The organism is Leifsonia sp. L25 (assembly GCF_050632895.1).
Genome location: NZ_JBODRZ010000004.1, coordinates 231,203 through 251,683, shown reverse-complemented (window position 1 = coordinate 251,683; position 20,481 = coordinate 231,203). Strand labels below are relative to the sequence as shown.

Genomic DNA, 20,481 nt, shown 5'->3' with positions numbered 1-20,481 from the left:
GCGCCGCTGCGAGTTGGTGATCCGGGGCGTCTTTCTGCGATCGCGGGCGTCGCAAATGGCCGATTGTCAGCGGCTACCGCTTCAATGTGGACATGATCGATGTCGGCTGGCTTCTCGATACGTGGCGCGCTGCCCGGTGGGAAGCGATCGTCATGATCTGGAGCGCGATCGTGGCAGACGTCATCGCCTATCCGTGGTTCGTTTTCGTGCTCGCTGTCGTTGTCCTAGGGGCCGGCGTCAAAGGATTGGGCAAGCTAGCCAAGTACGTTGGCGGCGCTTACTGGTCTGCTCACCACTGAAGTCTGCCGCTCCGCGAGATGCGGTCGTGCCACAGAACGTCTGGCTGCGCCGTCCAGAGCTTCAGCTACCGCGTCCAGGTCGTCGTCGAAGAGGTCCGCGTAAACGTCCAGCGTCATCGCGGCTGAGGCGTGGCCGAGCATCCTTTGGACCGCCTTCACGTTGGCTCCCGCGCTCACGGCGAGGCTGGCGGCGGTGTGCCGCAGGTCGTGGACGGTCATCGGGTCAAGGCCGGCCCTGTCGAGTGCGCTCTTGAACCATGTCCGTTGACCCCGTGTGGCGCGCTTCATGTGCTCACCGAACCGGCCGGAAAACAGCAGCTCGTTCGGCTCCTTGCCTGCGGCTGCGCCGGCCAGCGCGTCGAGGAGGAATGCCGGGAACGGCACCGACCTACGCTTGTGGCTCTTCGGGGTTCCGACGATGGTGGCAGGACCAACCTCTACCGCGTTTTCCGAGATGGCGAGTCGGCGGCGAGTGAAGTCGACGTCGCGCACGCGGAGGGCGATGACTTCGCCCCAGCGAAGGCCGGTGTAAGCCAGTAGGAGAACGAGGGCTTCGTGCTTGCCGCTGGCGTAGGCGAGGTCGTGAACCTGTTGGTGGGTGAGGTATCGGTGAGCGCGAGGAACCTTACGGGGCAATCGCGATCCGCGGGCTACGTTGACCGGCACGCGCCGGTCCTTCACGGCGATGTCCAGGATTCCGGCAAGCACACCGAACGCCCGCAAGACGGTCGTAGCGGACCTTTCAGCGCTCAAAGACGAAACCCAGGCCTGGACATCCGAGTGTCGTACATCACCGACAGGGACGCGTCCCCAACGCGGCTCGACCTGGAGTCGCCACGCGATCTCGAGCGGTCGGAGCGAGGACGGTTTGAGGTGAGTCTGGTTGGCTAGCCACTCAACGCCGAGGGATGCGATCGTCACCCTCGCCGCACTTGCATCGATGTACTCGCCGCGCGCTTTGTTCGTCTCGACCGTGGCTAAGTAGAGCTCGGCTTCTCGCTTCGTCTTGAATCCGCGCTTCGTGGTCTGACGGTGATCAGGGGTGCGGTACATGACGCGATAGCGTCGACCACCGGCAGACTCATACGACAGAACGCTGCCCATCTCGCCCTCCTCTTTAGGGTGCTGCCACCTCTTCGATGCCCGCAGAGGTGAGAAGCGCTGCGACGCGCTCCAGCTCGCGCTCGACCAGCTCCAGGCGCGCCTCGACGTTTGAGTCGAAGGTGAGATCAGAGTCTCCGGACGCCGCTCCGACGTCGCGAACGATCCGGAGGCGGTCGAACTCACGTCGAAGGGTCCCGGAGTTCGCGAAGCGAGTTCAGGACGGAGATGTCCACGCGTTCGGCGGCCAATCGGGGCCGATATGAACTCGAGGGGTGGCTGAAAGCCAGCAATCGAATTCGGCCACGGTCATTCCGTCGAAGTCTTCGCCGAGGTTTTGTAGGTCGAGTTTGTCGTCGGGCCGCCCGATTGGCGAGAGCAGCATGCTGATCGGCACGTCGAGGCCCCGCGCGATGTTCAGGAGCTGGCAAACGCTGATGTCGGCCTTCCTGCCGGATTCGATGTTCTCCAGGATCGCGGGGGTGATGTTCCCGCCAGGAATCGCCTCTGCCAGGTCGCTCGTCGTGCGAAATCCACGTTCACGTCGCGCCAGTCTGATGCGCGCACCGATGCTGGTCTCCGATCGAAAGTCTGCCATTTCGACAGCCTATCGCCACTTCTGTTGTCAAGTCACGGAATTCTTGCTATGGTCGTTTCAACAATTGCAGAACTCCTGAGTTGTCGAAACGGAGGAGATGAGATGACAGGAGAATTCATTCAGCCCGCTGAGGTGGTTGAACTCACCGGGCTGTCGATCGCAGCGCTCGCCCAACTCCGGTATCACGGTAAGGGCCCGCGTTTCTACAAGCCGACCCCACGCACTGTGCTCTACAAGCGGACGGAGGTGTTGGCATGGCTGGAAGCGAGCGCGCAGACGAGGACGGGAGCGTACGCGTAGTCGAGCCGCCGAAAGAGTTTCCCGGCGTCATTCAGGACTTCGTGGACGGATACCTCGTCCCGGTGGATCCGATGGGTGACCTGCAGTGCGAGAGCTGTGAGTAGAACAGCTGGTTCACCCCGGCGTGCCGCCCAAGCGCCACCCCTGTTCGGGGGTAGCGTGCGGCACCAAATGGAGCGGCTGATTCTTACCCTCTTCACCGTAACGCTGGCCTCGCTAAGCGAGTCAGGGCGGCGGTGACGCATCGTGGCTGAGACTCCCGAACTTCAGAGTCGAAGTCGCTTCTCCATCACCGAATCCGGGCGCGCCGCCCGAAGCCGATATCCCGGCGCACCTCGGCAAATCCAACCTTCCTCTCCAACCAGGGCACGTGTGCGCCCATTCGCGCTGACATAGCCCTGTTCTGACGAGCCGTCCTCGGCTCGAACCCGGTCCTTCGCAGTAGCCACTTCCATGCAAGGAAGGTTGTGATCACGTGGCTGGAGGAACCCACGTCCGCACGCGGACGGATGCCCTTCTCACGGAACTGCTCCGTGAAGTCGACATGTTGCGCCCGTACGTCCGCTTCCACTTCCGCGGCTGGCCGAATGAGGTCGACGCCGTTCTCCAGATCGCCCGAGAGACGGTCTGGCACCGCTGCTCGACGTTCGACCCAGAGCGTGGGTCGCCGCACGCCTTCGTGTTCGGGATCACCCGTCATGTAGTGCTTCGGGAGATCGAGCGGAAGTATGGCCCGACGGACGACGTCACTGTCGACTGCGACGTGGCGTCCGAATCGGACATCGACCCCCTCGAGGCGATGATTCGCCGCTTTGATGCGCACCGGTGGATGGTGCTGGTCGCCGATTACGTCGGCGCATCCGACTGGCACGTGATGAGCGACCTAAGCCTGGCAAGCGGTGACGCCGAGCGCGTGGCGGAAGCCCATCACCTGTCTAAGCGCAGTGTCCGCACGATCCGCGAGCGAGTGTGCCAGACCGCGCGAACTGTTCTGGCCGCCCTTGCGGCCGCGGACGCGGGGCTGCCGCTGACCGGATCCGTGATCGTGTCGTGCGTGCCCGAGATCGGTGGATTCCGCGAAGTCGCCGGGATGATCGGCGACGACGCGGACACAATCGCGGCGACCCTTCACATCCATCCCGGATCGGCGCGGGCACGGATCGCGACCGCGAAACGACTGTTGATGATCGCCCGGGACGTCCTCGAGCTGGAGGTGGCGGCATGATCGGCGCCGGCGCCGCGGCCGCTCATGCGGTGTCGCATCCAAAGACGACACGGAACCTCCTGATCGTCGCGGCGGTCATCGTGCTGGTCGTCCCCATCACGCTCGTCGCCGTTCCGGTCACCTTGGTGCTCGCGATGGGAGCCAACGAAATCGGTGGCGGCGGAGTGTGTGGTGGATCCGTCCCGTCGGTGGAGGCGGGCCAGAATGTGGGCGGGTACGGGCCAGATCAGTTGAAGATCGCCGCGACGATCATCACCGTCGGCCAGAAGATGAGCGTGGCCCCGCACGGGCAGACCCTCGCGCTGATGGTCGCGATCGGTGAGTCCGGCCTCCGCAACCTGGACCATGGCGACGCGGTGGACAACACCACAATCGGTGTCTTCCAGCAAGGCGCCAGCTACGGCACCCCTGCAGAGCGGATGGACCCAGCGACCGCGGCCGCCGCGTTCTACTCGCGCATGCTGCATGTGCCGGACTGGCAGACCCTCGCCCCGACCCTGGTCGCACACGCGGTCCAAATCAACGCCGACCCGAACCACTACGCCCCGTTCTGGACGCCCGCCGCGCAGCTCCTCGCCGCCCTGACGGGAGCAAGCGCCGGAGCGTGTCAGGTGCCAGCGGACGCTCGCGCGGCCGCCGCAGTCCTGGTCGGTGCGATCCAGGCGAAGAAGCTCAACTTCCTCGAACCCCGCTACCAGCAGCAGATCTTCAACATGGCTGACGGTACCGCCACGCCGGACTGCACCATCGACCCGCACATCCTCCAGTTAATCGTCGTCGCCGTCCAGTCCTTCCAGCAGGTCGGAGTCAGCGACCTCAACCGACGCTGCACCGGCATGACCCCAGGGGCGGGAACCGCGTCCGCGCACTGGAAGGGCAAGGCTGTCGACTTCTACGCGATCAACCGACAGTCCCTGACCGGCGCGGACCCGCTTTCCGTCCAGCTGATCCACGTCCTGGACCCGTACGCCCCGCATGGGTCAACGGCCGGTCAAAGCGACTGCCGGTCTCGCGCTCACGTGACGCTCGGCGTGCTTACGAACTTCACCAGCGACTTTCCCGATACCTGCAACCACCAGCACATTCAGGTGCCCTGACCAAACGAGTCTCCAAGATGCGCGCCACAAATCGCTCGGAACCGGAAGTTCTAAGTGAAGGGCGGATACGAAGCCGAGGTGAACTGAGATGAACAAGAAGCTGATCGCACTCGCGGCCCTCCTCTCATGCCTGGCCCTCGCCGGCTGCGCCGGTGCGGCGCCAACACGAAACCCGTCGTTCACGACGGTCGCGCCGGCCAAGCCGACGCCGACGTCGACGTCCGCGCAGGACGCGATGCCGGCGGCATCGGGCATCGTCAGCAGCGTCTGGGTCGACGTCTACCCGGGCACCACAGTCAAGGGAAAGCACGGCTGCCCGTGCACGCTCCCGAACTCGCCTTCGGAGCTGTTCCCAGTCGGAACACCGGTGCTGTTGCTGAAGGTCACTATGACCGGCAAGTGGATCCCTTCCCAGGGCAACCAGGACTTCCAGGACGTCACCGGCGCCACCCTGAAGGGCACACAGTTCGACGGCCGCCCCGAACCCGCCGTCCTCGACACCGCCGACGGCCCCGCCGCAGCCAAGGCAGCAAGCCTGCCCTGGCTGCCCACCGGGCTTTTCCACGGCCAGTCGACCTGGACGATCCCGAACGAGAAGAGCCGATCGTTCGCCGTCGCCTACTACGTCCCGGCCGGAGTCGACCAACTCGAACTCACCGTGAACATCCCGTCCGAGGGTAAGGCGAACATCCTCACCGTCCCCCTTCCGACTTCCGCGACCCGCGCGGCCAACGCGAACGGGGAATGAGTGTCGTGGACCTGATCCTCAACCTGCTCGGCCTGCTGACCCTGATCTCCATCGCTCTGCTCGGCATCGCCGCCTCCGGCTACCTCGCCGCCCGGCGCATGCGCGAATCACAAGAACCCGAACCGTCGACCGATCCCACGGAAAGGAACCAAGAATCATGAACGCCCTCAACGAAGCCCTCGTCACCGTCCACGCCCGCATCATCACCGTGGCGGCCGTCCCGAACCCCAGCCCGGACTTCTCCGGTCCCGGGGTCGGAGCCTTGCAGACGATCGCGAACGTCGTGTTCGCCATCGTGCTCATCCTGGCCATCATCGGAGGGTTGATCGCCGCCGGGTTCATCGTCGTCGGCCACATCTCCAGCAACGGACGTGTCCAAAAGGCCGGGATCATCGGTGTGCTCAGCTGCCTCGCCGGTGTCGCTGTCGCCGGCAGCATCGCCGGTCTGATCAACTGGGGCCAGTCGCTCCACGTGGTGTGACCATCATGATCGCCACTGTCGCTACCGCACCGTCGGATCCGTTCACCCCGAACTACGGATGCTTCGTCGCCGACTTCGGCTGCCAGGCATCCCAAACCGTCGCCCAGTTCATGGGCTCCACGATCAAGAACCTCGGCGACTTCATCGCCACGATGATCGCCGGATCCTTCAACACGAATATCGACCAGGGCAGCTGGAACATCGCCCACTCGCAGTTCCTGTTCTGGATCGCCGTCACCGCCCCGGTCATCCTGATCGTCGCCCTGGTGCAGATCGGCATCGCGATGATCCTTCAGGACTGGGGCAGGATCGGCCGGACGGCCGCCGGCGCCGCCCTCGCCATCCCGTTCAGCGCGATCTGCGTCTGGGGGATGCAGAAGGCTTCCGGCATCACCGACGACATCACGCGCGCGCTGACCACCGCCGTTCAAGGCGGCGACCTGAGCCAAAGCCTGCTCCGCGTCGTCGGCCTCTTCGACGCCCCGAAACAGATCTACGGCGCCGTGATGAAGACCATGCAGTTCTCCCAAGACGGCGTCATCTGGGGCATGGCCACCCAAGGGGCACAAGGACCAGGGTCCGTCGGCGAATACGTGATGGCGCTGCTCATCGTCGGGCTGATGATGATCGCGTCGCTGTTCCTGTTCATCGCCATGTCGATCCGCGAATTCGGACTCCTCGCGTTGGCCGCGATGGCACCGGTCGGGCTGATGATGATCGGCCAGCCCAAGCTCACGGCCTGGGCGCAACGATGGCTGAACCTCTCTGTCGGGCTCCTCATCGCCAAACCACTCGCCGCCGGCGTCGTCCTACTGGCCGTGGAGCTCGACCAAGGCCAGCCTCAGTATCGGCGTCATCCTCGTCGCCGCCGGGGCGGTGATCGCCGCGTCGTTCAGCCCGTTGTGGGCGACGAAGCTCGTCTCGTTCGCCGGTGCCGAAGTCGGCACCGCCCTCCACCACCGGTTCTCCGTCCGCGACCAGTTCTCGCGCGCGAGCACCGCCGCCGCACCCGTCCGCACCGCGGCACGAGTCGTCAAGGTTGGGGAGATAACTCATGACCACCCTCACCGCAGACCAGATCATCACCGAGGAAGGCGCACCCCGGGTCCGCTTCGCCGCCAGGGAGGCGCCGAGGGATCTTCCTCGGCCTGACGTTCCTGCAACTGGTCGTCATCGGTGCCGCCGTCGCGGTCCTGCTTTCCACCCTGTTCATCGACACCAACGCGATCTGGGTGATGATCCCGATCGTCGCTGTCGTGGTGTTCTTCGCCCTCGCCACCTACCGGCGCGAACCGGTCATCGTGATCGTCGCCCAAGCTGCGCGTTACGTGCGTCGCAGTCTGACTGGGCAAACGCTCTTCCGCCGAGATGTCTGGCTCCGTGTGAGCGTCGCCTCCCTCGACGTGGGGCACGCGCAGGTCGCCGCCGTCACCCCTGTCGTGACCTCGAAGTTCCTCCTCCCTGGTGCGCTTGGGGACGCGCAGATCATCCAGATCCCCGGTGCTGGCGGCTTCATCTACAACGCCCGTGGCAGAGCTCGCCTCTGTCACCGTCAAGGTCGGATCGAGGGCGTGGGCGCTGCGCGACAACGGTACTCAAGAAGCCGCGTACGACAGGTTCGTGGAATGGCTCAGCTCGCTGGAGAACCTGCCCGGTGTCCGGGAGACCACGATCCGGATCCGCGTTGACCGCGCCTCCTCGAATGAGTTGCGGGACTACCTGGTCGTGCGGGAGAACGAGCACGACCCGCAGGTCACCGCCGAGCTGCGCGAGCAGTATTGGGCGCTGACGCAGGCGGCCTCGAAGCGGTCGATGGGGTTCACCAACTACATCACCCTCACCTTCGACACCGCTGCGCTCAACAGCGCGATCCGGGACGCGGGGAGAGGACTCACGGGCCTTGCCGCCGTGCTCAAGGAGAGGGTCGCCGGCATCGAAACGTCGATGGAGCACGCCCGGCTCACCCCGGCCGGATGGCTCACCTCGGACGAGCTCGACGAGCTGAACGCCCTGTCGGCCGACCCCGTGGCCGCCGCGACCCGGCGGAGCAGGACTCCGGGATCGTATCCGCGCCGTCGCCGGTGATGGGAATCGACGAAGGCTGGGATGCGCTGCGGGTGGACGAGTCCTGGCACCAGACCTTCTGGGTCGCCGAATGGCCGCGCACCGACGTGCGCACCGGGTTCCTCGAGCCGCTCCTCTACGCCGGGGACGCGACCCGGGTGATCACGTTGCAGGTTCGACCGGTCGCCACGCACAAAGCGCTGGCCCAGCTGAACCGCGCCCAGTCGGACATGGAAACCGCAGCAACCATCCGGATGAAGCTGTCCTCCCGAATCCCGCTCACTCACCTGCGCGAGGAGGAGGACCTCGCGGTGCGGGAGCACGACCTCGTCGACGGGTTCGGGGATGTTCAGTACCGCGGTTTCGTGACGATCTCCGCTGAGTCCAAGGACGCTCTCGCCAAGGCGCGGACCGACATCGAGCAGGCGTCGCATCCGGCCCGTCTCGTGCTGGCGTCGATGTCGGGGCAGCAGGCCGCCGGGTTCGTCACCGCGGCGCTACCGGTGCCGCTGGAAGGGGAATGACATGAAGCAGTCGAGCTGTCATTGGTCGCATCCCGGCGAATGAGAAGCTCGGCGCCAACGGACGCCACCGACAGACCACCGCCACCGACAACAACTCCACCTGGAAGCTGCAGTCCGCGGAACTCCCGGCCTCGAAGATGCCGGCGTGGGGCTGGAAGCAGCCGCACAACCTGCGCGGCCCACTGCGCGCCACCCCACCTGCACACCGTTGCTCGTCGAAAGTGCTGGGTGGCGCGTATCCGTTTCTGGCCGAGACCGGGGACATCCTCACCGGCGCGTACATCGGGGAGAACCTCCTCTCGCGGGCCCCGTTCTGCTTCGACCCCTGGGACGCGTACTCCGCCGAGGCCGTCCGCTCCCATTCCGTCGCCATCCTCGGGGTCAAGGGGACCGGCAAGTCGATGCTGGCGAAGTCCTGGTCCTCCCGGCTGGCCCGGCTGGGGCGCAAGGTCGCGGTGCCGCACGACCCGAATGGGGAGTGGGTGCGCGTCGCCGCGTACGTCGGCGGGAAGTCGATTAGCGTCGGCCCGGGCAAGGCCGCTCGGATCAATCTGCTCGATGAAGGCCCGCGTGATCCGTCGTTCTCGGATGAGGACTGGAACCTGAACGTGCTCCAGTACCGTCGCGCGACGGTGAAAACGATCATCCGTCGCCTCCGCGAAGGCGGGAATCTGGAACCGGTGGAGCACACCGCACTCGACGTCGCTCTCGATGCTCTCCGCGGTCAGTCCACGGTCACCATCACCCATGTGTACGACCGTCTCGTCGATCCCGGGCAGAGCCAGCCACTCGAGGTGGTCGAAGCGGGCCACCGACTCGCGCACTCGTTGCGCCGGATGGTCTCTGGCGATCTCACCGGGTTCTTCGACGGACCCTCCACGGTCCGGTTCGACGCGGACGCCCCGATGATGGTCGTCGACACCTCCGCGCTGAAAGGGGCGTCGCCGGAGGCGCAAGCGCTAGCGAGGCTGGCGACGGCGAACTGGATCCGCCGTTCTTCTCTCGGCGCGAATCGGCAGGCGCGGGTGATCATCCACGAGGAGGCTGCAGTTGAGCTGCTAAACGATGTTTCCGGCGGAGACGGCCTCGCGGAGCGAGTCGAGGACGAGAAGGTCGCGCGCCACCTCGGCACCTCCAACTGGTATCTGCTGCACCGGGTCGCGGACCTGGACGCGCTCGGTGACCGCAACAGCGCCCTCCATTCGCGCGCGCTCGGCCTGCTCGCGGACTGCGAAACCCGCATTTCCTACGCGCAGCACTCCGGTGAGATCGCGAGGTCGCGGGAGATCCTCGGCTGGAACGACACCCAAGCCGACCTCGTCCGCAAACTTCACAAGGGCGAAGGGCTCTGGCAGATCGGCCAGGACCGGGTGGCGAAGGTGCGCAACATCTGCACCGACTACGAACTCGGCATCTTCCGCACCGACGCGATGGGCGGTGAACGAGCATGAGAACCCACGGCTCCTCTTGGACGCACGTCGCCCTCTACAGCCTCTTCGCCATCGTCGTCGCCGGCACCATCACCACCGGGGTCGCGACCGCGACCCTCGCTGCCAGCTGCGGCGGCGGCCAGCCAGATAGCGTCTTCGCCGGTCTGCAACTGGCCATGGGCGGAGACCCTTCCGGCTTCAGCTTGGTGCCGGGGTGCGTGGCGCCGGTCACCCTCATCCGGGTCCTTGATCTGCTGACCGTCATCCTCCTTCTGAGCGGGATCGCTGTTGGGGCGGTCTGGTGGCTTCGCTACTGGCAGTCGGATCGGCACTTCATCAACGACCTCCGCGGCCGCGACGGGCTCGCCAAGCCCGGAGAAGTCCCGCAAGCACACCTCCGCACGCACCGCTCTTCATCGCGCCAAGACCCTTCGGCCGTCGTTGGTCAACCCTGCGCCGTCAGCGGCTGGCTGGAAGGTCGGGCGCGCCCATGGGCAGGACGTCTACGTATCGATCGAGGACTCGATCGTGGTTGAGCGCGCCCCGGTCGGGCAAGGGCTACCGGTTCATCATCAACGCCATCCTCGACTGGGACGGACCGCTGATCACCACCTCCACCCGCAACGACAACCTCTCCGCGACGATGCGCGAGGCGCGCTCGTGTCGGGGACGTGACGGTGTTCGACCCGCAGGAACTCACAGGGGTGCGCTCGGCACTGCGGATCTCACCGGTCGCCGGATGCGAGGATCCTCTGATCGCGGACCAGCGCGGGCAAGCGATTATCGCCGGCACCGCGCTCGGCGTATCCAAGACGAACCAGGAATGGGCGCAGGTGTCCTCCTCCGTGCTGTCCCGGCTCCTTCACGCGGCCGCCGTTTCCGGGCGAGGCATTGACGCGCTCGCCCGCTGGGGGTCCAACCCCCGCCTCGCGCTGAGGCGGTTGGGGTGCTCGCCAACCAGGGGTCGCCTGGCTGGTCCGAAGACTTGGACGCGATCATCAACGGCGACGAGAAGCTGCTGGCGAACTCCTGGTTCCGGTGTTCTTCGGTGGCCCTCCGACCGCTGTCCATTCCATCGATCCGGAAGGCGATGACGCCGGGTCCGGGGAGCAGTTCGACCTCGACGCGTTCCTCGCTGGGTCCGAACAGCCTCTACCTCGTCGGCACGGGCGCCGGCGCCGGGTCGGTCGGCGGCTTCCTCGGCGCGATCCTCGACGACATGGTCGAGACCGCCCGCCGCAAAGCCCTCGCCTCGCCGGGCTCCCGGCTCGATCTGCCGCTCGCGCTCATCCTGGATGAGATCGCGAATATGTTCTCCTGGCCCGCGCTGCCGCGGATCGTGGCCGACGGCGGCGGCATCGGCATCTCCACCGTCGTGGTTCTGCAGGCGCTCTCACAGGCCGAGACGGCATGGTCGCGGTCGGAGGCGGACACGATCTGGTCGGCAGCCACCGCCAAGCTCCTCCTCGGTGGCGCGTCCGACGTCGACCATCTCCGCGACATCGAATCTCTTCTCGGGCTTCGCCGGATCCGGACCACCGGGCACTCGTACAACGACAACGGGTCGTCCACGAACGTGCAGAACGAGAAGGTGCCGGTGATGACGATCGACGAGATCCGACGCATGCCCGACACCGTCGGACTCCTCGCATGCCGGAACCGGCGCGGCATCCTGCTCGACCTCCGCGGATGGACCGATCGCGACGACGCCCACCAGGTCAGCGCCGGAAAGAAGCTCACCGGAACTCGATCAACAGGTCGTGTTCGCCGAACGAGTATCGAAGCCGCGCTCGATCGCCGAGGATCAGCGGGAGAGGGAACTGATGTCAAACCGTCGCCGTCCCGCCCGAGGTAACACCTACCGCAGCAACTACCTGCACTCAGGAGCATGGTTCGCCCGCCGCGACCGATGGTTCCTCGAGGAAGGGTCCCGCTATCGGCACCATCCGCTGCGCTCTCTGCCTTGGTGCTGGCAGCGCCCGCGGCCTCGAGCTGCACCACCTCGACTACCGCGCGCGTCACCCAGACCCCGCACGGCTGGACCGCCCACGAGCCGCACGAAGACCTGACCGCCCTGCACCCGCGCTGCCGCGAGTACGTCCACCAGCTCATCGAGCGCGACCGCGCCCTCTCGGGGTTCGTCTCACGCCGCACCGCTTCCGTCCAAGCGATCGCCCGGCTGCAGGCCGAAGATCGCCCACTGCATCGAAGCCTTCCTGGAGCAGCAGTGACCGACGACATCCCACTCGATGACCTCGTCGCGCTCCCTCGCCGAGGGCTGGGAAGACCAGGCGCCGCGGCAGAGTCCGGGGATGCTTGGCATCCGTGTCATCAACTGGCGCACCCTCGACTACGCGGACGCCCCGGAGGTCTGGACCGACCTCCGGGAATGGGTGGTCTGGTTCACCCACCGCTACAACCTCGCCTCGCGGAAGATCCCGCCGTGCTGGTTCAAGCACGGCGCCCTCGTCGAAGAACTCTCCGCCCTCCACACCGCATGGCTGGTGTCCTACGACAGTCTCGATGCCGGCTACGGACCCATCGGCTGGCATGAACGCCTCGCGGTCGCCATCCCCCGACTGGCGACTTGGTACAACGGCGAATGCCACAACGGCCACACCGAACTACTACATACCGGCGGCGACGCGGTTCCAGCGGAGTGGGTCGATTGGATTCGCGAGAGCCACGCCAAGCCGCAGGCGGAGACGCCGCTGATTTGCGCGCTCTCCGCGCGCATTTTCCGACCCCAAACCGGAAGTTCTAAGTGAAAGCGACCGCAATAGCTGGTCGCCAAAATGGAAAGGAAGAACGATGAGTACACGAGTCCCGATCAGCATCGAAGGCAACCTCGTCGCCGACCCCGACTACGGCGAATCACAGAACGGCACCAAGTTCGCCAAGTTCACCGTCGCCGTCACCGACCGCAAGCTCGAAGACGGCAAATGGGTCGACGGCGACACCCAGTACCACCGCACCACCGTCTTCGGCCGCACCGCCGAGAACGTCCGCGCCAGCCTCGCCAAGGGCGACACCGTCATCGTCAACGGCAACCTCGAGTTCCGCCACTGGACCGACCAGGCCACCGGCGAACCCCGAGCCGCCACCGAAGTCGTCGCCGATAGCGTCGGCCCTTCGCTCCGCTACAGCGCAGCGGAGGTGACCCGGCGCCCAAAAGTTGACGGCCCGGAGGCGTCGAGTTCCGGCCCTTCGACAGCCGCGAGAGCACTTTCTCCTTCGACGCTTGCTCGATGAGCGCGATCGTCGAGGCAGAGCCGGATGCTGGCTCTGCCTCGACCCGGAAGTGTACCTTGCGTGCCGAACGGAATCGCCGCGCGGCCTACCCGACGATACGGAGAAGGTGCTCAATAGTATCTGTCTCGTGCCAAGAGGAGACGCGACAGAAGCACGACGAACAACGAATCTTTCATCAACGCTCGTCGCGATCGTCTTCATAGTTCCCGGGTTGGTGCTGCTGATCATTTCAAGTCGTCCGTTTGCGCCAGCCGATCAGTGGATTGCTGGGCTGCTCGGTCAGTTGGGCGGCCTACTCGTCGCGACCGGCCTGATTACCATCGCGTGGGAATTGTATGGAAAGCGCTCCTTTCTGGCGGAGGTGCTTTCAAAGGCTCAACTTCGATCCGACGTCGTCTCGGCTGGGCTTGAGCGCGTCACCGACGAGTACCTCCAGGAGGTCGAGTGGGACGAGTTATTTAAGGAGCTCTAAGACCCTCGACGTTGTGGTCGCATACGCGTCCACCTGGAGGAACGCGCATCGCGTTCGCCTTCAGAAACTCTGCGGCTCAGCCTGGAGGCCGGCTGAAGGGTCTTCTTGCCCGACCCGGAGGATAAGGAAACGTTGTTCACCTTGTCCCAGCGATTCAAGATGTCTGAGCAAATCGCTGAAAGACAAGATCAACGAGGCGATTGCTGATTTCAAGGAGCTCGGCGGCGAAGTTCACGTGCGGGCTGGCGACGCCGTGTTCAGTTGATTACAACTTCGAGCACAAGGCCGTACTCACTCTCTATTCGCACTACGCAAGAACGTCGGGGGTCCGTGCCAACCTTCTTGGTAGGCGATGGCATGATTCGGCAGTTCGTGACCTCAGACATTGAAGCGATTCTGAGGCAGAGCACGCCGGTCCAGTGAGAGATTGGAAGGTCGATGCAGTCACTAACCGCAAATGTGGTGGAGCGGGACATACCTGCTGAGATTCTCTCGCGCGCGATGGATGAGGCAGTCGTGGCCGTGGGATATTGAGACGACTGGCCTTGACTGGCGTTCTGCGACAATCGAGACTTGCCAGCTCTCTTTCGCTGGCGAGGTGTTTGTGGTCCAGTTGCTGGGCAACCAACATCCGGACAACCTGAGTCGTCTGCTCGCGGCACCAAAAGTCACGAAACTCTTCCACCACGCGCCCTTCGATGTACGTTTCATGACTGCGCACTGGGCCGTTCGCGCAGCAGAACGTGGCCTGCACCAAGATCGCAGCGAAGATTGTCGGCCCCGGGCTGCCAAATGACTCACGCAGCTCTAAGTCTTCGCTGAAGATGTATCTGGGCATTGAGCTCGATAAGACTGAGCGACTTTCGGATTGGTCTCGGCACCACTTGAGCGACACGCAGCTTGCGTACGCTGCGAGGGACGTTGCCTATCTTCAGCCGCTGCTCGGCGTCTGCAAGCACGTGGGCGTACACACGGGGTGTGGGAGCTTGTGGAGCGTTCGTTCGAGTACATCCCGACTCGCGCGGCCCTCGACATTTCGGGTGCGGGAGATGTCTTCACGTGCTGAGAGCGCATCGGCAATGGATCCGAAACCGTTCGGCCCAGGGATCTACGCTGCGAGGCTACTCCGCGCCACTATCTTTGACGTCGACAATCTACTTGACGAGGCCCTGGAGGCCGGTGGCCAGCGGCGTCGGGGTTCCGGCATCGCCGCGTTAGACCAGTACATGCGAGCCAGCCCGCGGCGCGACTTCGTATATGGGGCCATCTTCGGAACCAACATGGAGACCATCGAACGGCTGCTTCGCACCTGCAAGGAGCTTGCGGAAGCGATCGCGTTGAGCCTTCGATTCAGGTTCGCTCGTCCGGGTTGCACCGTTCGTGCTTGAGCGAGCGCTTGGCGAGGCGATCATGCGGATTTGCTACATCCTGGATGCTGGCGTGCCACCAGCGCGAACAATATTGCGCATGGCTGCCTATCAATTGGAGTCAGTCGAAGGGAACCTTCGTACGGCTGAGGCGTTCGGACCATCTGCAGCGGCCGCTAAAGCGCGAGCCGAAGAAGCCATCACCGAGATACACGCTCAGCTTTTATGACAACGGATTCGCGCGCGCCGCGGCCAAGACCACGCCCTTTACGGCAAGCCTGATGTTCGACGGCCAGCGGGAGAACCTAGCGTTCAACGCGACCGATGCATACAAGCGATATCTTCCGGCAAGCGCCTGGCGCGTGGAGTTGGGTTCGGGCGCGACTCACGGCCGAGGATGGCTACTTTCAGGACTCGTCGAGACGGTAGAGACCGAAGCACTAACGACTACTTCTGAGGCGGTGATGGCGGTCGCGGGTTCAGCGCTTGAACTCGCAGACGCGCTTCGCGAATGCGATGGCAAGTCACACTGGTGTCGACGCGAACTGGTTCTTTCGGAAGAACCATCTTCGGCGTCGAGGCGTGACAGAGTTGGTCAGGTGGGTGGACATGTCGACCCTCGCTGTCGATCACATCGAATACGCCAGGCGTGGGACCAACCAGCGGAGCCGGGGAGCTTATCTGGGCCCGAGTTTTCGAAGGCCGGATAGCGAAAGCTCAGACCTCCGTTGACCAGTTCAACGGAGTGGGGTGCGCGTTCCACTTCGACGCTGCCAAGGCCCAGCGACGCTGGATGCGAGCGGTGGTCGGGTAGACACTGAGACCATGCAAGGTCTGCCGCCGTTACCGAGACCCTGGGGAGCCTCGAATCAAGATGCCGTCGAACTGTGCCTAGAGTGGATGATCTATCTCGGTGCAAACGATGCGGTCGCAAGCTCAGGTGTCGCACTTCGAGACGTGCGACCTCTACAGCAGTCACTACCTTGCATGGGTGGACAACCGACAGCGCAATCTAAGTATCGAAACGGTGGAGCGGGCATCGAACGTTGCTGCCGGCGATGGACGTCGTCCTTTGGTTTTCGTGCCAGGGGAGTGCTACCTACTGCGCAGGATCGGGCCGATGAGCTGGGGGTCGCGCTTCTGCGATTTGATGCGCGCAACGCCGATCTCGACGGGGCGAATCTTGCGGGCCGCCGAATTCGAACGAACGGACTCGCAGCCAGCTAGTCGCCGGATGTCAGCTTGCACCCAGGCCGGACGCATGCGCTGGCGACCCAGTTCGAACTTGTCCGGCCTCGGGTAGGGCTGCTCGCCGGAGTTCCATACGGGCCGCCGAGCGTGATTTGTCGATCGTCTCCTCAACGACCGCACGCTGCACTGTGTCAACGAGTTGAGCTGTGGCCGCCACTGCCTGTCGCGGCTACTACGACAACCCTGTTGTTGTCCTTGCCCGCGTAAGTCCGACGTAAAGGCCAGCTGCATCGACACTGGGTCCGACGAACGAGAGATCTGTCGTCTCGCCCTGCACGCCATAAACGGTCGTGGCATACGCCAAGTGAAGGTGTGACTCTGCGTACTCGTGAGTGATCCTCCGGAGGTCCGTCGAATCGTTGGATGCAGCAAGCTATCACATGCTGAGTGGTGACACCCCTCACTCCGCAGTTTGTAGCGAGTTCCTGTACGTCCGTGTTGCTGGTCGTTGCGTCTTGTCTGGACGACGTCGCCGACGAAGATTGCCTGTCCTTCTTGTCCATACACGGCCGCACGGATGTCGGCGCTCTCCGTCGACGACGCGTCGGCTCTGAATATCCTCACTTATCGCTTGAGCCTCGGCGTGGGTAGCCGTGACCAGGGAGATGGTCTCATGCCTGTGGTTGGCGTCGAACCATCGCGTCGACCATTGCCTCGCGAGCCTCGAGCTCTGAGCTCGCTAGGACAAGCGTGGCCCGATTGGACCAGTTCGCTTGCAATCTCTTCCGCGTGCTCGCGGCCCTCCGACCGGCGAAGTTTGAGGCTGAGCTCGGCCCACGCAGGATCCTTGAAGCGATGAATATTGAGGAGTTCGACTTGGCGCGTGGCTCTGCGCCAGAAGAGGGCCATAGCGCCCGAGTGTCCCACTGGAAGCGCCTGGTACTGATCCCCTACAAGTGCAACACCTGCTCCTGTCTAGGGCGACAATGTCCAGCAGGGCATTGGCCGCCTCCATGTCGAGCATGCCGGCTTCGTCAACGACGATGCGATCACCGGGTCGAATCGCGATTCGTGGACCTTCGTATTGGGCGCCCGTCGTTGGGTCGAAGTCACCACTTCCGAGACATGACCATTCGCTCGCGCCGGCGTTGTTGCTCTTCCAACGCCATCCGTAGTCGTGGAGCAGCTGGTGCAGCGATGACGAGGCGCTCTCCGTCTCACGCCCGGCCACAGCGGACGCCTTCTTAGTCGGCGCAACGATAATCATGACGCGACCCCGCTGTCGCAGCGCGGCATTGGCGACTTTGAGCATCGTTGTCTTACCTGTACCAGCCGCGCCTGCAACTACGACGATTCGGTCCGAGCCGGCGATCGCTGAGGCGCCTTCCAATTGCCCTTCATCGAGTGACCTAGAGGGCTCGATTGCATGTGCAACGGCCGTGATCTCTGCGGCGGGGACAACCGCGCCCGGCGAGGCTAGAGACTCTGTTCGTTGAGCGATAGCGGCCTTCAGCGTTGCCGTGGACGTCGCCATCCGGCGTTTGATGTGCGCCGGGATATTCGGCTCAGGCAAAAGTGTCACCGTGTGCGTCCGTGTGGCACGAGTGATCACTTCATCGACGACCGCCTCCAGCCGAGCACGGTCTGCGGTTACGCCGGAAGCAGCGATCGCGCGAATCGCTCCGGCTCGGACATCCAAATCGCTGAATCTGCCTCCAGAACCGGTCGATCTGGCATCCGCATCTACAATCGCCATGGCTGCGAAGAGGTCGATGTCTAGGTCGCCGATGACCATCGATCGAGCCGCGACCGCGCTTCGCGGTCGACTGAGTTCCGGATCGGCATGAAGAAGCTCGGCCATCACAATCGACGCCCAATCCTCCTCATCCAATTGGCCCGGCTTATTTGGCCGACCCGCCGCCCACGCCCATTGATCGATCTGAGTCAGCACTATGGGGAAGGCTGCTCGCCAGGGTGCTGCTCCTTCCACTGCCGCAGGTGAGCGGCCTTGTTCGCTTCGATCTGCGCGGAGCGCTTCGAAAGCGGCCGCACCAGATGCTGCAGCTGTGTTATCTCCCCGTCCGAGTCCAGCGTGAAGCCCTTCGCGGCCAGCGCGGCGATCCACGTTGGGTCGGTCCTTGAGGCGAGGGTCGCCTTCGGCGTTCACGACGTTCTGGAACCGGAGAGCGACGCGAGTGTCGACGTTGGACCACTTCCCGTCGAGTCCTTGGACCTTGACGTTCAGCCAGAGGTGGCGGTGCTTGTGCGGGTCTAGCGAGCGCGATCGTTCGTGTCGGAGCTCGACGATCTCGATGCGAGCAAGGTCCTCGCGGATGGCGCCCTGCTTGCCTCGGCGGGCGTTGAGTTCGGTTTGCCACAGCTTGATGATCCGGTCACGCAACCGGTCCTGCAGATCCTCGTAGGCGGCCGCCAACTCTGGGTCTAGCATCGCCGCGATCGAGAACGACTTCGGTGCGTTGATCGTCGCATCCAAGATCAGATCCGCGACCGGCGACTCCAGATCCCGCCCCGACGCTCGCCGGTGAGCGGGTCGACACCATCGACCCAATCCTTCAGCTGGGAGCGGGTGAGCAGGTCGTCACGGATGGCGCCATTCTCGACGATGTACCGCGTCATCACGGCATCCGCATAGCCCGCGGCCGCCAGTGCGCCGTCGGCAGTCTTAGCTGTCAGGGTGGCGTCGCAGACGCCGCCGAAGGCGTAGCGGACCGCCTGCTTGACCCCCTGGGCTGCCTGTCCGCGCTTCCAACGCGCCACTCCGCCTCTCACACTTAGAACTTCCGGTTTCGCGCGCAATTGGGCGCTCACGGGGCGCGCACACTCAAAGAGTGCCTACGTGCATCGTCTATCTCTTGTCTCTCCTGTTGCTCTTGCCCTGGCCTCTCTTGTCTCCTCGTGTCAGTTCTTCTCTCTTGGGCTGGCTCTCTCATTTCGTTGTCTGTCGATATTTGGTTCTTCTCTCTCGTCGGCCTCCCACACCTCTCGGTCGATGCTCCTTGCGCCTGCGATGACGCGATCCCCTCAATGTTTGACCTCTCCCAGGCCAATGCCGATCGTGATTGACGTTCGGAGTGCCCTCGGCCTTACATCCGCTCTTTGATGCCCACTCGAATGAGCAGCCAATTGACCGGGTACGCCGTTACAGAATCCCAGCAGCATCGCCCATTGCATTGCGAACCAGAACTCGGGCGAGTTGACCGGGGCGCGGCCGCCGAAGAGTGCGGGGAACAGAACGAGCTGGATCAGCGCCATCGCCCCGTACATACCGACCTGCCAGGAGGTGATGGAGGCGGCGTCGGCTTTGAGCGCTTCGATCAGGCCTTTGCCGAGTCCGAGCCCGCGCATGGGGCGATGGCGAAGTACTGGAAGATGATGCCGAGTCCGAAGGCGAGGATGAAGTCGAGGATCCAGACGGCGAACATTTTGTCCTGGAAGAGCCAACCCCAGCCGAACGCGACGGCGACGGCTGGGATGAGGAAGGCGACCCACTCCGCGATGAGGTCCCCGAGCGCGCAGCCGGCCCCGCAGTGGTTGGTACCGGTGCCGACGGCCACCGCCATGGGCGTCTCCGCATCGTCCGCATTCTGTGAAGGTGCGGGTGTGCGTCCCCAGCGGAGGTAGCCGCCGAGCCAGAGGAATCCTCCGAACAGCATGGAGACGGGCCAGACGACGTTCATCACGGCCATCTTCTGCGGTCGTCGGATCACATCGACGGCGACGCCGATGGTGCAGGCGATGCCGATCCCGAGGGAAGTCCAGGCGAGGACGTTGAGCCAGGTGGGGAAATCGCCCAGGGCAGGCGTTATCGCGTGGGGAGGCGTCATGCCTCCACTGCTACCCGGATCCTGGCGCGGGCTGTAGCCCGTTGACTCAGCTCTTCTCGTAGCCGAGGACGGCCATCATCCCTGATTCGGCGTGGTAGATGTTGTGGCAGTGCGTCATCCATTGGCCCGGGTTGTAGGCATCCAGTAGCACCGTGAGAGATCGGTGCGGCAACACGATCGCGGTGTCCTTTCGCGGGCCGCCGTCGAGCTGGAACGTGTGGCCGTGAACGTGGAACGGGTGCCACATCATGGTCTGGTTGGCGATGGTGAGCTGGACGCGTTCGCCTTCCCGGACCGTGTAGGCGCCGTCGAGCGGGTTGTTCATGTCGAAGGCTTTGCCATTGATGCCCCGAGTCGTACTTCATCATTCCGCCGGTGAGGGCGATGTCGATGCGGCGGTCGATTCTGCGCCGCTGCAGGGTGTCTGCAGAGGTGGCGCTCAGTACCGCCGCTGTGACCGGTGACGTGTCAGAGGCCGTGTAACCGT

24 protein-coding genes and 2 pseudogenes are annotated in these 20,481 nt (G+C 64.3%); 18 read left to right on the top strand and 8 right to left on the bottom strand.

Annotation, left to right across the window (positions count from 1 at the left end; translation table 11 throughout):
- The first annotated feature begins 92 nt into the window (after positions 1–92).
- Positions 93–299 carry a hypothetical protein gene (locus ACRAWC_RS21890; RefSeq protein WP_431349636.1) on the top strand — a complete coding sequence of 69 codons (207 nt, stop codon included), beginning with the start codon at positions 93–95 and terminating at the stop codon, positions 297–299.
- Here the strand turns inward: ACRAWC_RS21890 and ACRAWC_RS21885 are convergent.
- On the bottom strand, positions 255–1,403 hold the full coding sequence (locus ACRAWC_RS21885) for a site-specific integrase (protein WP_185275409.1): 1,149 nt from the start codon (positions 1,401–1,403) through the stop codon (positions 255–257). The two genes, ACRAWC_RS21890 and ACRAWC_RS21885, sit on opposite strands and share 45 nt — an antisense overlap.
- A 214-nt stretch (positions 1,404–1,617) precedes the next feature.
- Positions 1,618–1,998 (bottom strand): helix-turn-helix domain-containing protein, encoded by a 381-nt coding sequence (locus ACRAWC_RS21880; RefSeq protein WP_431245945.1) that lies wholly within the window; start codon positions 1,996–1,998, stop codon positions 1,618–1,620.
- Between the two features lie 102 nt (positions 1,999–2,100).
- Between ACRAWC_RS21880 and ACRAWC_RS21875 the strand changes: the two genes are divergently transcribed.
- The 7 genes from ACRAWC_RS21875 (at position 2,101) to ACRAWC_RS21845 (ending at position 6,907) form a co-directional block, all read left to right on the top strand.
- Positions 2,101–2,298 (top strand): helix-turn-helix transcriptional regulator, encoded by a 198-nt coding sequence (locus tag ACRAWC_RS21875; RefSeq protein ID WP_185275407.1) that lies wholly within the window; start codon positions 2,101–2,103, stop codon positions 2,296–2,298.
- A gap of 475 nt (positions 2,299–2,773) precedes the next feature.
- Positions 2,774–3,523 (top strand): sigma factor, encoded by a 750-nt coding sequence (locus ACRAWC_RS21870; RefSeq protein WP_185275406.1) that lies wholly within the window; start codon positions 2,774–2,776, stop codon positions 3,521–3,523.
- Positions 3,520–4,620 carry a hypothetical protein gene (locus ACRAWC_RS21865; RefSeq protein ID WP_185275405.1) on the top strand — a complete coding sequence of 367 codons (1,101 nt, stop codon included), beginning with the start codon at positions 3,520–3,522 and terminating at the stop codon, positions 4,618–4,620. The genes ACRAWC_RS21870 and ACRAWC_RS21865 overlap by 4 nt, the downstream gene beginning before the upstream one ends.
- A gap of 88 nt (positions 4,621–4,708) precedes the next feature.
- Positions 4,709–5,368, top strand: coding sequence for a hypothetical protein (locus tag ACRAWC_RS21860; protein WP_185275404.1), 660 nt, complete (start codon positions 4,709–4,711; stop codon positions 5,366–5,368).
- 5 nt (positions 5,369–5,373) lie between these two features.
- Positions 5,374–5,529: a hypothetical protein gene (locus ACRAWC_RS21855; protein ID WP_185275403.1), complete on the top strand. Its 156-nt coding sequence runs from the start codon at positions 5,374–5,376 to the stop codon at positions 5,527–5,529.
- On the top strand, positions 5,526–5,849 hold the full coding sequence (locus ACRAWC_RS21850) for a hypothetical protein (protein WP_185275402.1): 324 nt from the start codon (positions 5,526–5,528) through the stop codon (positions 5,847–5,849). The genes ACRAWC_RS21855 and ACRAWC_RS21850 overlap by 4 nt, the downstream gene beginning before the upstream one ends.
- Positions 5,850–5,854: 5 nt before the next feature.
- Positions 5,855–6,907, top strand: coding sequence for a hypothetical protein (locus ACRAWC_RS21845; RefSeq protein ID WP_431349635.1), 1,053 nt, complete (start codon positions 5,855–5,857; stop codon positions 6,905–6,907).
- A gap of 24 nt (positions 6,908–6,931) precedes the next feature.
- Here the strand turns inward: ACRAWC_RS21845 and ACRAWC_RS21840 are convergent, their stop codons facing one another.
- Complete coding sequence (locus tag ACRAWC_RS21840) at positions 6,932–7,399, bottom strand: hypothetical protein (protein WP_431349634.1); 468 nt, start codon at positions 7,397–7,399, stop codon at positions 6,932–6,934.
- Here ACRAWC_RS21840 and ACRAWC_RS21835 point away from each other — a divergent pair.
- From ACRAWC_RS21835 to ACRAWC_RS21790, 10 genes are all read left to right on the top strand, one after another.
- Entirely contained in the window at positions 7,377–7,934 is a 558-nt protein-coding gene (locus ACRAWC_RS21835; protein ID WP_431349633.1) for a hypothetical protein, read from the top strand. The genes ACRAWC_RS21840 and ACRAWC_RS21835 overlap by 23 nt on opposite strands.
- Positions 7,934–8,437 carry an SCO6880 family protein gene (locus tag ACRAWC_RS21830; protein WP_431349632.1) on the top strand — a complete coding sequence of 168 codons (504 nt, stop codon included), beginning with the start codon at positions 7,934–7,936 and terminating at the stop codon, positions 8,435–8,437. Before ACRAWC_RS21835 ends, ACRAWC_RS21830 begins: the two co-directional genes overlap by 1 nt.
- 137 nt (positions 8,438–8,574) lie before the next feature.
- Positions 8,575–9,888, top strand: coding sequence for an ATP-binding protein (locus ACRAWC_RS21825; protein ID WP_431245944.1), 1,314 nt, complete (start codon positions 8,575–8,577; stop codon positions 9,886–9,888).
- The gene (locus tag ACRAWC_RS21820) at positions 9,885–10,403 is read left to right on the top strand and encodes a hypothetical protein (protein ID WP_431349631.1); all 519 of its coding nucleotides are present in this window, start codon (positions 9,885–9,887) and stop codon (positions 10,401–10,403) included. Before ACRAWC_RS21825 ends, ACRAWC_RS21820 begins: the two co-directional genes overlap by 4 nt.
- Positions 10,404–10,813: 410 nt before the next feature.
- A complete protein-coding gene (locus ACRAWC_RS21815) occupies positions 10,814–11,722 on the top strand; it encodes a type IV secretory system conjugative DNA transfer family protein (RefSeq protein ID WP_431349630.1) in 909 nt (302 codons plus the stop codon).
- Positions 11,723–12,179: 457 nt separating this feature from the next.
- Positions 12,180–12,635 (top strand): hypothetical protein, encoded by a 456-nt coding sequence (locus ACRAWC_RS21810; RefSeq protein ID WP_431349629.1) that lies wholly within the window; start codon positions 12,180–12,182, stop codon positions 12,633–12,635.
- A 43-nt stretch (positions 12,636–12,678) separates the two neighbouring features.
- Positions 12,679–13,119: a single-stranded DNA-binding protein gene (locus tag ACRAWC_RS21805; RefSeq protein ID WP_185275396.1), complete on the top strand. Its 441-nt coding sequence runs from the start codon at positions 12,679–12,681 to the stop codon at positions 13,117–13,119.
- A 211-nt stretch (positions 13,120–13,330) separates the two neighbouring features.
- The gene (locus ACRAWC_RS21800; RefSeq protein ID WP_431349628.1) at positions 13,331–13,591 is read left to right on the top strand and encodes a hypothetical protein; all 261 of its coding nucleotides are present in this window, start codon (positions 13,331–13,333) and stop codon (positions 13,589–13,591) included.
- A gap of 457 nt (positions 13,592–14,048) precedes the next feature.
- Positions 14,049–14,387 carry a hypothetical protein gene (locus ACRAWC_RS21795; RefSeq protein WP_431349627.1) on the top strand — a complete coding sequence of 113 codons (339 nt, stop codon included), beginning with the start codon at positions 14,049–14,051 and terminating at the stop codon, positions 14,385–14,387.
- Entirely contained in the window at positions 14,335–14,979 is a 645-nt protein-coding gene (locus tag ACRAWC_RS21790; protein ID WP_431349626.1) for a hypothetical protein, read from the top strand. Before ACRAWC_RS21795 ends, ACRAWC_RS21790 begins: the two co-directional genes overlap by 53 nt.
- 1,794 nt (positions 14,980–16,773) lie before the next feature.
- Here ACRAWC_RS21790 and ACRAWC_RS21785 read toward each other — a convergent pair.
- From ACRAWC_RS21785 to ACRAWC_RS21765, 5 genes and pseudogenes are all read right to left on the bottom strand, one after another.
- The gene (locus ACRAWC_RS21785; RefSeq protein ID WP_431349625.1) at positions 16,774–17,076 is read right to left on the bottom strand and encodes a hypothetical protein; all 303 of its coding nucleotides are present in this window, start codon (positions 17,074–17,076) and stop codon (positions 16,774–16,776) included.
- 106 nt (positions 17,077–17,182) lie between these two features.
- A pseudogene (locus ACRAWC_RS21780) lies at positions 17,183–18,598 on the bottom strand (AAA family ATPase); the annotation flags it as partial.
- 47 nt (positions 18,599–18,645) lie between these two features.
- The gene (locus tag ACRAWC_RS21775; protein ID WP_431349624.1) at positions 18,646–18,978 is read right to left on the bottom strand and encodes a hypothetical protein; all 333 of its coding nucleotides are present in this window, start codon (positions 18,976–18,978) and stop codon (positions 18,646–18,648) included.
- A gap of 213 nt (positions 18,979–19,191) precedes the next feature.
- Positions 19,192–19,730: pseudogene (locus ACRAWC_RS21770) on the bottom strand (DUF4396 domain-containing protein).
- Positions 19,731–20,040: 310 nt separating this feature from the next.
- Positions 20,041–20,340 (bottom strand): multicopper oxidase domain-containing protein, encoded by a 300-nt coding sequence (locus tag ACRAWC_RS21765; RefSeq protein ID WP_431349973.1) that lies wholly within the window; start codon positions 20,338–20,340, stop codon positions 20,041–20,043.
- Between the last annotated feature and the right edge of the window lie 141 nt (positions 20,341–20,481).